Source organism: Thermohalobaculum sp. (assembly GCF_058622915.1).
Genome location: NZ_JBZSYN010000078.1, coordinates 1 through 13,172 on the forward strand (window position 1 = coordinate 1; position 13,172 = coordinate 13,172).

A 13,172-nucleotide genomic window follows, 5' to 3' on the forward strand; every position below is an offset into this window, starting at 1 on the left:
GCAGGGGCGGAGATTGCGCTCCTGCGCTCGAGGCAAATGCCGGTTTTCCAGCGTGATATGTTTGATTCGCGGTGCCGCGTTCAAGTCCCGGGCGCTGGGAACGGCGCGGCCGGCGCTTCATTCCGGGCCCTGCCTCTCTAGATATGATGCGATGACGGCAGATCTCCGGCACCGCCTGCGAAACCTCGCCCAGTCCGTCCTGCTGCTCGGCGGCATGGCGGCGATCGGGGCGGTGTGCGTCTCGGCCTTCTTCGGTCCCGCCGGCGTGGTCTGGGCCGTGGTCGGTATTCTCGCCGGGTTCGTGCTTGGGCCGCGGATCCCGCGCGCGTATCTGCTGGGGCTCTACGGCGCGCGGCCGCTGGCGCCGGACGAGCTGGCCCAGGCGCAGCGCGCCCTCGAAGTGCTGGCGGACCGCGCCGGTCTGCCGGCGGTGCCGCGGCTGCACTATCTCCCCAGCGGGGTGCCGAACGCCTTCTCGGTGGGCGCGCCCGAGTCTTCGGCAATCGCGGTCAGCGACGGGCTCCTGCGGCTCCTTACCCTGCGCGAGTTCACCGGCGTGCTGGCCCACGAGGTCAGCCACATCATGCACCGCGATCTGTGGATCATGGGGCTGGCCGACGTGATGTCGCGGGTCACCGCGGTGATGTCGATGCTGGGCCAGTTCATCCTGCTGGTGAATCTGCCGCTGCTGCTGATCGGCGCGGTGACGGTGCCCTGGATCGTGCCGCTGCTGCTGCTGTTCGCGCCGACCCTCATGAGCCTGCTGCAGCTTGCCCTGTCGCGCTCGCGCGAGTTCGACGCCGATTTCGGGGCGGCGCGGCTGACCGGGGACCCGATGGGGCTGGCCCGGGCGCTGGAGAAGCTCGAGCGCCGACAGGGCAGCTTCTGGGAGGACATCTTGCTGCGCGGCCGCCGCATCCCCGACCCCTCGCTGCTGCGCACCCACCCGCAGACCGAGAGCCGGATCGAGCGGCTGCGCCGGATGGCCGGGCCGCGCGGCCCGGACGACGGGCCGCCGGCGCCGCCGATGGAGCTGCCGGGCTCGCTGGGCCGCGTCAGCCGCCCGGCCCGCATGCGCTGGCACGGGTTGTGGTACTGAGAATTTCGGGGTGCGCACATTGCACACGCTGTCAAGGCATTGATTTAACGGGATAAAAAATTTCCACAGGGTTTATGGTTAACGGCCCTCCCGCGGCCCATCCGCTGGCCCCTTGTGCGCGGCGATGAAGCCGCCGAGGAAGCTCTCCAGATTGGCGCCGAGCTCGGGGCAGAGATAGCCGCCCTCCTGCACGATCACGCTCGGCAGGCCCAGCGCCGCTACCGCCTCGGCGATTCGGGCGAAGCCCGGCGTGGTGACGGCGAGGCCGCCGAAGGGGTCGCCCTCGAACGGGTCGAGGCCGAGGGCCACGACCAGCACGTCCGGCGCGAAGGCGCGGATGCGCGCAAGCCCCGGCGCCAGGCCCTCGAGGAAACCGTCGTCGGCGGTGCCGCGCGGGATCGGCAGGTTCAGGTTGGCGCCCAGCCCCGCACCCTCGCCGCGCTCCTGCGCGTGGCCCCAGAAGAACGGGTAGTAGCGCGCCGGGTCGGCGTGGATCGAGATGGTGAGCACGTCGGCGCGGGCGTAGAAGATGCCCTGCGTGCCGTTGCCGTGGTGCAGGTCGACGTCGAGGATAGCGGGCCTGAGCCCCGCGCGCACGCAACGCTGGGCGGCGATGGCGGTGTTGTTGAGAAAGCAGAAGCCCCCAGCCAGATCGGCGAAGGCGTGGTGGCCGGGCGGGCGGCACAGCGCATAGGCCGCGCGCGCCCCGCCCAGCACCAGATCGGTGGCCGCCACCGCCGTCTGCGCGCTCCAGTAGGCCGAGTTCCAGGTCTCGGCCGAGATCGGGCAGGCGGTGTCGGCCATGTGGTAGCCGGCCTGCCCGACCGCCGAGGCCGGATAGGAGGCGGTGCGCCGGTCGGGGTGGATGTTGGGGATCACCTCCAGGGACGCGTCGGGGATGCGCTGCCAGCGCGTGTGGATGGTCTGCAGGAAGGCGAGGTATTCCGAGCTATGCACTGCCGCGATCGGGCCGAGGCCGTGATCGGCAGGGGTCTCGACGGCGAGGCCGAGCCGCTCCACGGCGCCGAGCAGCGCATCCACCCGGCCGGGCTGCTCCGGGTTGGGCTTCGGCGCGCCCGAGGAGAAGAAATGCCTGGGGTCGTGGGCGCGCTGGGCGCGGTGGTAGAGGACCTTCATGCCAGGTCTCCGAGCTTGCGAAAGGCGGGGCCCTCGATCGAGAAGGGCCGCTCGCCTGGGTCGGTGTGAAAGCCAAGCTTCGCGTAGAAGGCCAGGGCGCCCGGGTTGGTCTCGTGCGCCGAGAGCCTGAGATAGGCGGCGCCCCAGCTGGCTGCCGCCTCGCGCGCCACCGCGGCCAGCAGCGCGCGGCCGAGCCCCGTGGCGCGCGCGGCGGGCCGGATGTAGAGGTCCTGCACGTAGACGCCGGGCAGGGCGCGGAAGGTCGAGAACTCGGGGAAGTAGAGCGCCACGCCGAGCGCGTGGCCCGCCCGCTCGGCCAGCACCGCGTGGAACAGCGGCGCGGCGCCGAAGCCGTAGCGGGTGAGCGTTGCGGCGTCGCATCGGCCGCCGAACGGGGCGCCCAGCTCGCCTGCCATCTCTCTCAGCATCGCGGCCAGCGGCTCGGCATCGGCGGCCCCGGCGCGCCGGATCTCCGCGCCGCCCCTCGCGCCCGGTGTCGCCGCGCCTGCCGTCACGAGATCCAGAACGCCTTCTCGAGGTCGTGGAATTCGGAGACCGGCCCCTCGAACTTGTTGCGGCCGAGCTCGAGCACATAGACGTAGTCGGCGATCTTGAGCGCCTGGCGGATCTCCTGGTCGACCAGCAGGATGGTCAGGTTCTCGCGCTTGGTGAGGTTCGAGAGCATCTCATAGACCTCCTCGGCGAGCATCTTCGACAGGCCCGCCGTGGGTTCGTCGACCAGCAGCATGCGTGGCTCGGACATCAGGGTGCGCCCGATCTCGACCATGCGCTGCTGGCCGCCGGAGAGCTCGCCGGTGATCTGCCGGCGTTTCTCGCGCAGGACCGGGAAACGCTCGTAGTTCGCCTCGATCTTGGCGCGCACCTGGCGGCGGTCGCGCTTGAAGGTCCAGCCTCCGAGCTCGAGGTTCTCCTCCACCGTCATGTCCTTGAACACGCCGGGCTGCTGCGGGATGTAGGCGAGCCCCTTGAGGATGCGCCGGTGCGTGGGTACGTCGAGGATGCTGTCGCCCCCGAGCAGGATGTCGCCCTGGTTCGGGCGCAAAAACCCGAAGGCGGCCTTGAGCGCGGTGGACTTGCCCACCCCGTTGGCGCCGAGCACCGCGGTGATCTGGTCCTTGCGCGCCTTGAGGTTGACGCCCTGCAGGATGTTCAGGTCGCGGTAGTAGCCGACATGCAGGTCGACCATCTCGAGCACCACCTCGTCGGCGCCGTTCTCCATCACTGGCCCTCCGCGCCGGCCGGCCCGTCCGCCGCCTCGTCCGCGGCTGCGTCCTCCTCGGCGCCGAGATAGGCCTCGATCACCAGGGGGTCGTGCTTGACTGCGTCGGGCGGGCCGTCGGCGATCAGCTCGCCGAAATGCAGCACCAGCAGGCGCTGGCTGAGGCTGAAGATCGAGTCCATCTGGTGCGAGATGATGATGATCGCCTTGCCCGCCTCGTTCACCCGGCGGATATAGGCGTAGATGATCTCCATCAGCCGCGGGTGGACGCCGGCGAAGGGCTCGTCGAGGATGATCACGTCGGGGTCGAGCATCAAAAGGCGGCCGAGCTCCAGGAGCTTCTGCTGCCCGCCCGAGAGCGCCCGGGCGTATTCGTTGCGCAGGTGGTCCATGGTGAGGAACTCGAGCACCTCCATGGCCTTCTCGTGCGTGGTGTCGCGGTCCGACCGGCCCATGGCCAGAGAGGGGACGTAGAGGTTCTCGAGCACCGTCATGCGGCGGAAGGCGCGCGGCACCTGGAAGGTGCGCCCGAGCCCGGCGCGGGCCACCTCGTAGGGCTGCAGCTGGTCGATGCGCTCGCCGTTGAGATAGACCGTGCCAGTGGTCGGCTTGATGGCGCCGTCGAGCACATTGGTGAGCGTGGTCTTGCCCGCGCCGTTCGGGCCGATCAGGCCGATCAGCTCGGGGCCGTTGACCTCGAAGGTCACGCCCCTGAGCGCATGCAGCCCGCCGAAGCGCTTGTGCAGGTCGGTGACGACGAGGCGGATCATTGCGCGGGCTCCGCGGTGCCGGGGGCGAGGCGCTTCTCCACCGTCTCGCGCCCCACATGGCCGCGCGTGAAGTAGTCGATCAGCGGCGCGATCAGGCCGTTGCGCGCGAAGCGCAGGGTGAGCATCAGGATGATGCCGAAGAACACCAGCCGCCACAGCGACATGTCGATGGTAAAGCCGCCGATGCTGAAGCTGTTCCTGAGCACCTCGAGCAGGAACTCGAGGAAGATGGCGCCGAGCGCGGCGGCGACGAAGTTCTCGACGCCCCCGATCACGGCCATGGCGACCACCAGGCTCATTTGCAACAGGAACAGGTCGTTCGGCGTGACGATGCCCACATAGTAGCCCTGCACCGCGCCGGCGGCCGCGGCCATCATCGTGGTGATGACGAACACCAGTACCTTGTAGCGCGTGGTGTTGACGCCAAGCGCGGCGGAGGCGTCCTCGTCCTCGCGCAGCGCCCGCACGTAGAGGCCGAAGCGCGAATGCGCCAGCCAGGCAAGGATGGCGAGGCACAGCAGCAGCAGCCCGAACATCACGAAGTAGGGCGGGATCTTGTCGGTCTTGGTGAAATGGTGCCCGAAGATGGTGATGCCGTTATTGAACAGCGCCGGCATCTCCATGCCGGCCTGGCCTCGGGTGATCTCGATCTCGGCGCTTATGGCCGCCTTGAGGATCTCTGCGAAGCCCAGCGTGAACAGGGCGAGATAGGCGGCGCGCAGCCTGAGCACCAGCACGCCGACCAGGAAGCCGAAGAAGCCGCCCAAGAGCGTGCCGAGCAGGATGCCGAGCCAGGGCGGCATCGGCGTGGCATGGACCGAGCCCTTCCAGTGCGCCATCGCCTGGTGCAGGCAGTCCTGTGCCAGCGTCGTCGAGGTCACGCCGATGGCGTTGACGATCACCAGCCAGCTGTGCCCGATCTGGAACTCGGTGCACAGGCCGGTGGGCTGGGGCGAGATCCAGAAATAGTGGCTGACCAGCGCCGCCGTGTAGGCGCCGACGCCCATGAAGCCGATATGCCCGAAGGAGAACTGCCCCGCATAGCCCGCCAGCATCGACCAGCTCGACGCCAGGATGGCGTAGAAGAAGGCCGTGATGATGATGTGCATCATGTAGGGGTAATCGGTTCCCGTGTAGAAGAACGGGAAGCCCAGGAAGAAGCCGACGAGCGCCAGCCCCGCCAGATTCGGTACCTGGCGGCGCATCAGAACTTGCCGTGTGCGCCGCTGGCGAAGCGGCGGCCGAACAGGCCGGTGGGCTTGAGCAGCAGCGTCAGCGTGAGCACGATCATGCCGTAGGCCGGGATATAGGAGGCGGCCTTCTGGGCGTTGGGGATGCAGCCGGTGCCGGCCGCCTCCACCAGGCCGACCAGGATGCCGCCGATGAAGGCGCCGGGCAGCGAGCCCAGGCCCCCGAGCACCACGATGACGAAGGAGCGCAGCGCCGGGATGTTGCCGACCTGCGGCAGCCAGGAGAAGGCCTGCACCAGCATGGCGCCGGCGAGCGCGGCGATGGTGGCACCCAGCGCGAAGGCCAGCATGTTCATGCGGTCGGGGTTGATGCCGGCGATCGCGGCGGCGTCGCGGTCCTGGCTGACCGCGCGCAGCGCCTTGCCGGTCCAGGTGCGGTGCAGGAAGTACATCAGCGCCAGCAGCACCAGGATGCAGACCACCGAGGCGGTGAAGCGCGGGTTGGAGATGTACACCGTGTTGAACAGCTCGAGGCTGCCGCCCGTGGTGTGGATCAGCCAGTGGTTGTGGGCCGAGGGGAACCCGAAGCGCGGGAAGTCGATGTAGCGCTGCACCTTCTCCGGGTTGGCCCCGGCGGTCGCCTGCACGAAGTACTGCAGCGTGAAGGCGAGCCCGAAGGTGATCAGGATGCCGTACTCGATCGGCCGGTCGATGCGCCCGTCATACATCGGCGTGAGGAACAGCCGCTCGAAGATCGAGCCCAGCGCGAACACCACGGCGCAGGCCATCAGGATGGCGATCAGCGGCGGGATGCCGGGCATCCACACCGCGGTGATGTAGTACACCAGCATGCCGCCGATCATGTAGAACTCGCCATGGGCGAAGCTGACCACGCCCAGGATCGAGAAGATCAGCGACAGGCCCAGCGCCATGAAGCCGTAGATGATGCCGATGACGACGCCGTTGGTGAACTGCGAGGCGACGAACGATCCGCTGGTGACGCAGATGTTGTTGGGGTGCGTGAGCGAGAAGGCGGCGGCGAGCAGCAGCACCGCGGCCATGCCCGGGATGACGATCAGCGAGGAGGTGATGCGCGGCGTGGCGTACCACAGCGGCAGCAGCCCGACGGGCCCGAGCGCGGAGCCGACCATCGCCCCGACCAGCACCGTGTTGGTGGTGTCGAGGTCACGCGCCAGATAGCGCCGGCGCGTGCCGAGACTGCCGACGACCCCCCAGAACACCATCCAGAGGATCACCCACCAGAATACGCTGGGATCGAGCACAGGCCGTTTCTCCCCCCTGTCGGTACGCGGCTTTGCCCCTGGAGGGCGAAAGCGCCGGGGCGCTCCCGCCCTCCGGCGGGACGGACCTTACTTCTTGTTCACCCAGATCGGATTGCCGGTCTTGTAGGTGCCTGGGTAGACGATGGTGGCGTCGGCCGAGCTCTGGCCCTTCTTCTGGTACTGGATCATGGTGATCGCGACGTCGGGCCACTGGTGCCACCACTCGTTGCCCTTGCCGTCGACGCTGGGATCCTTCTCGGTACCGTAGGGGAAGTAGATCGTGCCGAGGGTGCCCTTGTACTTGATGTGCTGCAGCGCGTTGACGATGGCGTCGCCCTTGGTCGACTTCGCCTTGTTGATCGCCGCGGCGAGAATGCCGATCGAGTCGTAGGCCTCCATGGCGTAGCTCTCGACCGCGGTCTTGCCAGTCTTGGCCTTGTACTCCTTGGCGAAGGCCTTGGCCTGGGCGTTGTACTGGCTCTCGGGCAGGCCGATGCGCTCGATGAAGGCGTCGTTGCCGTCCGGCACGTTCTTCCAGTAGGCGTTGTCGACCAGGGCGTCCTGGCCGGTCTGGAACGGGATGTCCTGCGGGCCGATGCCGGCATCCGCCGCCTGCTGGGTGAAGTTGTAGGCGGCCTCGCCGGTGGCCAGCGTGATGATCATGTCCGGGTTCTGGGCGCGGATGCGCTGGACGATGCCGGCATAGTCCTGGGTGCCGATGTCGACCGAGAAGGTCACCGAGTCGATGCCCTTGGTCTTGAGGCCGTCGGCGGTCTCCTTGGCCGCGGGAATGCCGTAGTCGGTGTTCTCGGTCAGGATCGCGACCTTCTTCACGTTGGGCACGGTCGAGGCGAACTGCCAGATGATGTTCGATGCCCAGGAACTCAGGGGCGCGATGCGGAACACGTATTTCTGCTTGTCGCCGGTGATCGTGTCGTTCCAGGTCTCGGCATAGACCACGGGAACATGGCGCGCGTTGGCGACGTCCTTGGACGCCACGCCGACGGAGCTGTGATAGCCGCCGCCGACGGCGACCACGCCGTCCTGGGTGATCAGCTTCTCCATCACCGCCTTGCCCTTCTCGGGCAGGCCCTCGGTGTCGCCGATCACCACCTCGATCTTGCAGCCGAGCACGCCGCCGGCCTTGTTGATGTCGTGCTGGGCGATCAGCATGGCCGAGCGCATCGCCTCGCCGCCGACCACGGTGCCGGGGGCGGTGAGCGGCGCGAGGCCGCCGATCTTGATCGGGCAATTGGCTGCGGAGGCGGTCCCGGCCAGGCCGAACGCGGCCACGGACGCGAGCAGCAGACTCGTGAGAGATGTCTTCATGGTGCTGTCCTCTCCCTGTGAACATGCGAGGCGTTTTCCGCCCCTGGTGCTGTGATTGGGTCGGGCAGCACATGGCCGTCCCCCCTGGCGGCATATAAGCAGGGAAAGCGACGTTGCACAAGCAAGCTTCCAGGCGTCATTTTCGTGCTCGCAAGCGACACCTGTGCGGGAAGGGGAGCCATGGCCGAGCGCTGCGACATCCTGGTGATCGGCGCGGGGATTGCCGGCGCCTCGGTGGCCCACGCGCTGGCCCGCGACGCCTCGGTCATCGTGCTCGAGCAGGAGAGCCAGCCTGGCTACCACACCACCGGGCGCTCGGCCGCCCTGTTCACCGAGGCCTACGGCAACCTGGCGATCCGGCGCCTGACCTCGGCCGGCCGCGCCTTCTTCGAGGCGCCGCCCGAGGGGTTCGCCGAGCATCCGCTGCTGAGCCCGCGCGGCACCTTGTTCATCGCCCGCGACGACCAGCTTGGCGCGCTCGATCGGGCGCTGGCCGAGACGCCTTCGGCGGCGGAGGTGTGCCGCCTTGCGGGCGCCGAGGCGGTCGAGGTCAATCCCGCGCTCGACCCCGACTACGTGGCCGGGGCGCTCTACGAGCCCACGGCCGAGGACATCGACGTGCACGCGCTGCATGGCGGCTTCCTGCGCGGGCTGCGCCGGCGCGGCGGGCGGCTGGTCACGGGCGCGCGGGTCGAGGCGCTGGCGCGCGCGGGCGGCGAATGGACCGCCGGGACGCCCGTGGGACGCTTTGCGGCGCCCGTGGTGGTGAACGCGGCAGGCGCCTGGGCCGACGTGGTGGCGGAGCTGGCCGGGCTGCGCCCGATCGGCCTGGTGCCCAAGCGCCGCACCGCCTTCACCTTCGACCCGCCCGAGGGCTGGGAGATCGCCGCCTGGCCCGCGACCATCGACATCGACGAGCGGTTCTATTTCAAGCCCGACGCCGGCCGTATCCTTGGCTCACCCGCCGACGAGACGCCGTCGCCGCCCTGCGACGCCCAGCCCGAGGAGCTGGACATCGCCATCGGCGTCGACCGGATCGAGACCGCGACCCGGCTGACCGTGCGCCGGCTGGCGAGCAGGCGGGCGGGGCTGAGGAGCTTTGTCGCCGACAAGACGCCCGTGGCCGGCTTCGATGACGACTCGGAGGGGTTCTTCTGGCTGGCCGGGCAGGGCGGCTACGGCATCCAGACCTCGCCGGCGATGGCGCGGGCGGCCGCGGCGCTGATCACCACGGGCGACCTGCCCGCGGACCTGAAGGCGCGCGGCCTGGAGACGGCGACGCTGGCGCCCGGGCGGCTGCGCTGAGCGCGAAACCCCCTTCCCGGCGGCATGCGATCTGCTAGGGATAAGGCACACGGCAGCACGGGGAGGAACGTCATGGTCCAGGCGGGGAACAAGGTCATCATCACCTGCGCGGTGACGGGCTCGATCCACACGCCCAGCATGTCGCCGCACCTGCCGGTGACGCCCGACGAGATCGCGGCCGATGCGGTGGCCGCGGCCGAGGCGGGCGCGGCGATCCTGCACCTGCACGCGCGCGATCCCCAGACGGGCAGGCCCTCGCCCGACCCCGACGTGTTCATGCGCTTCCTGCCGCGCATCAAGCAGCAGTCAGGCGCGGTGATCAACATCACCACCGGCGGCGGGCAGGGCATGAGCGTGGACGAGCGCATCGCCGCCGCCGTGCGCGCCAGCCCGGAGATGACCTCGCTCAACATGGGCAGCATGAATTTCGGCCTGTTCCCGATGCTGAACCGCTATGCCGAGTTCCGGCACGAGTGGGAGCGCCAGCATCTGGAGTCGTCCAGCGACTGGATCTTCCGCAACACCTTCGCCGACATCGAGCGCATCCTCAAGGAGCTGGGCGAGGGCCACGGCGTGCGCTTCGAGTTCGAGTGCTACGATGTGGGCCACCTCTACACGCTGGCGCATTTCCTCGACCGCGGGCTGGTCAAGCCGCCGCTGTTCGTGCAGACGATCTTCGGCATCCTGGGCGGCATCGGCCCCGACCCCGAGAACGTCATGCACATGCGGCGCATCGCGGACAAGCTGTTCGGCGCGGACTACCGCTGGTCGATCCTGGCCGCCGGGCGCCACCAGATGCCGCTGTGCAGCATGGCCGCGACCATGGGCGCGAATGTGCGCGTGGGGCTGGAGGACAGCCTCTATCTGGGCAAGGGCAAGCTGGCCGAGTCGAATGCCGACCAGGTGGGAAAGATCCGGCGCATCCTCGAGGAGCTTTCGCTCGAGATCGCCACGCCCGACGAGGCGCGCGAGATGCTGAGCCTGAAGGGCGCGCACCAGGTGGCGTTCTGACCCTGTAGCAACGAGGACACGAGACATGCCCGAGCGCGCCAACGAGCGGATCGTCTATTTCAACGGCGAGTACATTCCCGAGAGCCAGGCGCTGGTGCCTTTCCGCGACCGCAGCGTCATCTTCGGCGACGGCGCCTTCGACATGACGCGCACCTTCCACAGCCGCATCTTCAAGCTCGATGAGCATCTCGAGCGGTTCTACCGCACGCTCAGGGCGCTGAGGCTGGACCCGACCATGCCGAAGGACAGGATGGCCGAGATCAGCCGCACGGTGGTGGAGCGCAACCTGCATCTGCTGGACGAGGGCGAGGACTACTGGCTGGGCCAGCGCATCACGCGCGGCGTGCACAAGGCCAAGGGAGACAACTGGCCGCATTACGGCCCGACCGTGATCATCGAGTGCCAGCCGATCCCGCTGGCCGCGCGCGCCCATCTCTACCGCGACGGCATCCAGGTGGTCACGCCCTCGGTGCGCCGGGCGCCGCCCGAGGTGCTGACGCCCCGGGCCAAGAGCCACAACTACCTCAACCTGGTCATGGCCGATCTGGAGGTGCACGCGCAGAACCCCGACGCCTGGGCGATCCTGCTCGATGTGAACGGCAACCTGTGCGAGGGGCTGGGCTCGAACATCTTCCTGGTGCGCGACGGCGAGCTCATGACCCCGCGCGAGAAGTTCGTCCTGCCCGGCGTCAGCCGGCAGACGGTGATCGACCTGGCGGCGAAGCTCGGCATCCCGTTCCGCGAGGCCGACCTCGACCTCTACGACGCCTACAACGCCGATGAGGGCTTCATCACCTCGACCAGCCTGTGCATCTGTCCGATCGCCAGCATCAACGGGGTGGAGACCACGGCCGGCGCCTACGGGCCGGTGACCCAGCGTCTGATCGACGCCTACAGGGAGATGGTCGACTGCGACTTCGTGCGGCAATATCTGGACAGGCTTGACCCGGACAAGCCGGGCTGAGGCGCGCGTCGCTCACTCGCGCCCCGGCATGCTGCGGATGGTCACGTCGCGGCGGGGGAACGGGATCTCGACATCGGCCGCCTTGAGCGCGTCCCAAAGCGCGAGGAAGACCTCGCCGCGCACGTTGGTCAGCCCGCCCGAGGGGTCGCGGATCCAGAAGCGCAGGATGAAGTCGATCGAGAAGTCGTTGAATGCGGTGAGGTGGCACACCGGCGGCGGCTGCTCGACCACGCGGCGCACTGTCTTGGCCGCCTCGACCGCCAGCTTGCGCACCATGTGCGGGTCGGAATCGTAGCTGACGCCGAAATTGATATCGAGCCGGATCAGCTCGCTCGAATGCGACCAGTTCACCACCTGGCCGGTGATCAGGTCCTCGTTCGGGATCAGGTACTCGCGTCCGTCGCGGGTGACGACCGAGACGTAGCGGGCGCCGAGCTCGGCGATCCAGCCGAAGGTCTCGCCCAGCGAGATCACGTCGCCCGGCTTGATCGACTTGTCGAGCAGCAGGATCACTCCGCTGACCAGGTTCGACACCACCTTCTGCAGGCCAAACCCGAGGCCGAGACCGACGGCGCCCGAGAACACCGCCAGGCTGGTCAGGTTGAAGCCGACCGACTGGATCGCGATGACGATGGCGAAGGCGTAGACGAAGAAGCGGAACAGCTTGTCGGTCAGCACCTTCATCGAGGGCGAGATGTCGTCGGCCCTGTCGACCCGGCGCTTGACGACGGCGCTGCTCCAGCTCGCCGCCGCGAACAGCACCGCCAGGGTGATCACGGCCTTGACCACGATCAAGAGCGAGATGCGGATATCGCCGATGTTGATCGCGATGCGGTCGAGCAGGTTGGTCGCCTGGGTCATCATGCCCAGCACATGGAGCGTGACGACGACCCAGGCGCCCCAGGTGACGACCGTCCTGAGAACGCGGTTGCGCACCACCAGCGAGGCGATCGAGACGAAGGCCCAGGCGGTGGCGAGGCTGGCGACGAGCGCGACCACGTAGCTGCGGCTCGGCCAGGTGGTCACGGCGCGGAGCACCGGCACCGTGCTCCACGCCAGCACGATGAAGATCAGCACGCGCATGTGGCGCGCGAGCACGACGAGCAGGCGGAGGACCCTCTTGTTCATGTTCCTGAGGCTGCGCATCCAGGCCTCGAGCCGCGGGGCCAGCGCGCGGGCGGCGAGGTGGGCGAGCACGAACAGGGCGAAGACGATGGCGAGCTGGTAGAGCCTCCAGGGCTGCGCCAGCTCGATGACGAAGTTCCGGAGGGTGGCCAGAAGCCCGTGGAACGTGGCGATCAGTCCGCTTCTATTCATGCCGGGGGCACTCTGTCAGCGCCGCGCGCAGCGCGGCGCCCTGGGTTTGGCGGGGCGAGATCGGCGCGTGCACCATGCACCTCCGCGGCCGGGCGGTCCTGGGCCGAATCATACGGGAAAATCCCTCCGTTGAAACGTCTTGCGCCGCATCCACCCGCGCATCGGCGTCTCCCGGGGTGGCATCGGGGGCTACCGGAGGCTAACCTGCGGCCCGTCCCGGAAGCCAAGCGAGCACCGAGCCTGCCATGAGCGCGCTGCGTCTGCCGGAACTGCTGCTGGTCGCCGCCTACCTCGCCGGCACCTTCGCGCTGGCGCTGCGCTTCGGCCGGCCGCGCGGCGGCGCGCAGGACACCGGATCCTATTTTCTCGCCGACCGTGCGCTGCCTTGGTACCTGATCGGCTTTTCCTACTACGCCTCGAACATGTCCGGGGCGAGCTTCGTCGGGCTGATCGGCGCCTCCTACGCCTATGGCATCACGGTCTTCCACTATGAATGGACGGCGGCGCTGGTGCTGGTGATGATGGCC

At 68.6% G+C, this 13,172-nt stretch carries 13 protein-coding genes; 5 read left to right on the forward strand and 8 right to left on the reverse strand.

Going from position 1 to position 13,172, the window contains the following annotated elements; genetic code table 11:
• Positions 1 to 151 precede the first annotated feature (151 nt).
• Positions 152 to 1,099: a zinc metalloprotease HtpX gene (locus AC32QD_RS06705; protein ID WP_492009714.1), complete on the forward strand. Its 948-nt coding sequence runs from the start codon at positions 152 to 154 to the stop codon at positions 1,097 to 1,099.
• Positions 1,100 to 1,177: 78 nt separating this feature from the next.
• Here the strand turns inward: AC32QD_RS06705 and AC32QD_RS06710 are convergent, their stop codons facing one another.
• The 7 genes from AC32QD_RS06710 to AC32QD_RS06740 form a co-directional block, all read right to left on the reverse strand.
• The gene (locus tag AC32QD_RS06710; protein ID WP_492009715.1) at positions 1,178 to 2,236 is read right to left on the reverse strand and encodes a histone deacetylase family protein; all 1,059 of its coding nucleotides are present in this window, start codon (positions 2,234 to 2,236) and stop codon (positions 1,178 to 1,180) included.
• On the reverse strand, positions 2,233 to 2,751 hold the full coding sequence (locus tag AC32QD_RS06715; RefSeq protein WP_492009716.1) for a GNAT family N-acetyltransferase: 519 nt from the start codon (positions 2,749 to 2,751) through the stop codon (positions 2,233 to 2,235). The genes AC32QD_RS06710 and AC32QD_RS06715 overlap by 4 nt, the downstream gene beginning before the upstream one ends.
• Complete coding sequence (locus tag AC32QD_RS06720) at positions 2,748 to 3,476, reverse strand: ABC transporter ATP-binding protein (protein ID WP_492009717.1); 729 nt, start codon at positions 3,474 to 3,476, stop codon at positions 2,748 to 2,750. Before AC32QD_RS06720 ends, AC32QD_RS06715 begins: the two co-directional genes overlap by 4 nt.
• The gene (locus AC32QD_RS06725; protein WP_492009718.1) at positions 3,476 to 4,246 is read right to left on the reverse strand and encodes an ABC transporter ATP-binding protein; all 771 of its coding nucleotides are present in this window, start codon (positions 4,244 to 4,246) and stop codon (positions 3,476 to 3,478) included. The genes AC32QD_RS06720 and AC32QD_RS06725 overlap by 1 nt, the downstream gene beginning before the upstream one ends.
• The gene (locus AC32QD_RS06730; protein ID WP_492009719.1) at positions 4,243 to 5,451 is read right to left on the reverse strand and encodes a branched-chain amino acid ABC transporter permease; all 1,209 of its coding nucleotides are present in this window, start codon (positions 5,449 to 5,451) and stop codon (positions 4,243 to 4,245) included. Before AC32QD_RS06730 ends, AC32QD_RS06725 begins: the two co-directional genes overlap by 4 nt.
• On the reverse strand, positions 5,451 to 6,719 hold the full coding sequence (locus tag AC32QD_RS06735) for a branched-chain amino acid ABC transporter permease (protein ID WP_492009720.1): 1,269 nt from the start codon (positions 6,717 to 6,719) through the stop codon (positions 5,451 to 5,453). Before AC32QD_RS06735 ends, AC32QD_RS06730 begins: the two co-directional genes overlap by 1 nt.
• Positions 6,720 to 6,806: 87 nt before the next feature.
• Positions 6,807 to 8,048: an ABC transporter substrate-binding protein gene (locus AC32QD_RS06740; protein ID WP_492009721.1), complete on the reverse strand. Its 1,242-nt coding sequence runs from the start codon at positions 8,046 to 8,048 to the stop codon at positions 6,807 to 6,809.
• Positions 8,049 to 8,228: 180 nt separating this feature from the next.
• Between AC32QD_RS06740 and AC32QD_RS06745 the strand changes: the two genes are divergently transcribed.
• The 3 genes from AC32QD_RS06745 to AC32QD_RS06755 all read left to right on the forward strand — a co-directional run bounded on the left by AC32QD_RS06745 (position 8,229) and on the right by AC32QD_RS06755 (position 11,328).
• Entirely contained in the window at positions 8,229 to 9,353 is a 1,125-nt protein-coding gene (locus AC32QD_RS06745; RefSeq protein WP_492009722.1) for an NAD(P)/FAD-dependent oxidoreductase, read from the forward strand.
• Positions 9,354 to 9,425: 72 nt separating this feature from the next.
• Entirely contained in the window at positions 9,426 to 10,364 is a 939-nt protein-coding gene (gene kce / locus AC32QD_RS06750) for a 3,5-dioxohexanoate:acetyl-CoA acetone transferase (RefSeq protein WP_492009723.1), read from the forward strand.
• A 25-nt stretch (positions 10,365 to 10,389) separates the two neighbouring features.
• Positions 10,390 to 11,328: an aminotransferase class IV gene (locus tag AC32QD_RS06755; protein ID WP_492009724.1), complete on the forward strand. Its 939-nt coding sequence runs from the start codon at positions 10,390 to 10,392 to the stop codon at positions 11,326 to 11,328.
• A gap of 12 nt (positions 11,329 to 11,340) precedes the next feature.
• Here AC32QD_RS06755 and AC32QD_RS06760 read toward each other — a convergent pair whose 3' ends face one another.
• On the reverse strand, positions 11,341 to 12,645 hold the full coding sequence (locus tag AC32QD_RS06760) for a mechanosensitive ion channel family protein (RefSeq protein ID WP_492009725.1): 1,305 nt from the start codon (positions 12,643 to 12,645) through the stop codon (positions 11,341 to 11,343).
• Between the two features lie 245 nt (positions 12,646 to 12,890).
• Between AC32QD_RS06760 and AC32QD_RS06765 the strand changes: the two genes are divergently transcribed.
• On the forward strand, positions 12,891 to 13,172 hold a 282-nt coding region (locus AC32QD_RS06765), incomplete at its 3' end, for a sodium:solute symporter family transporter (protein ID WP_492009726.1).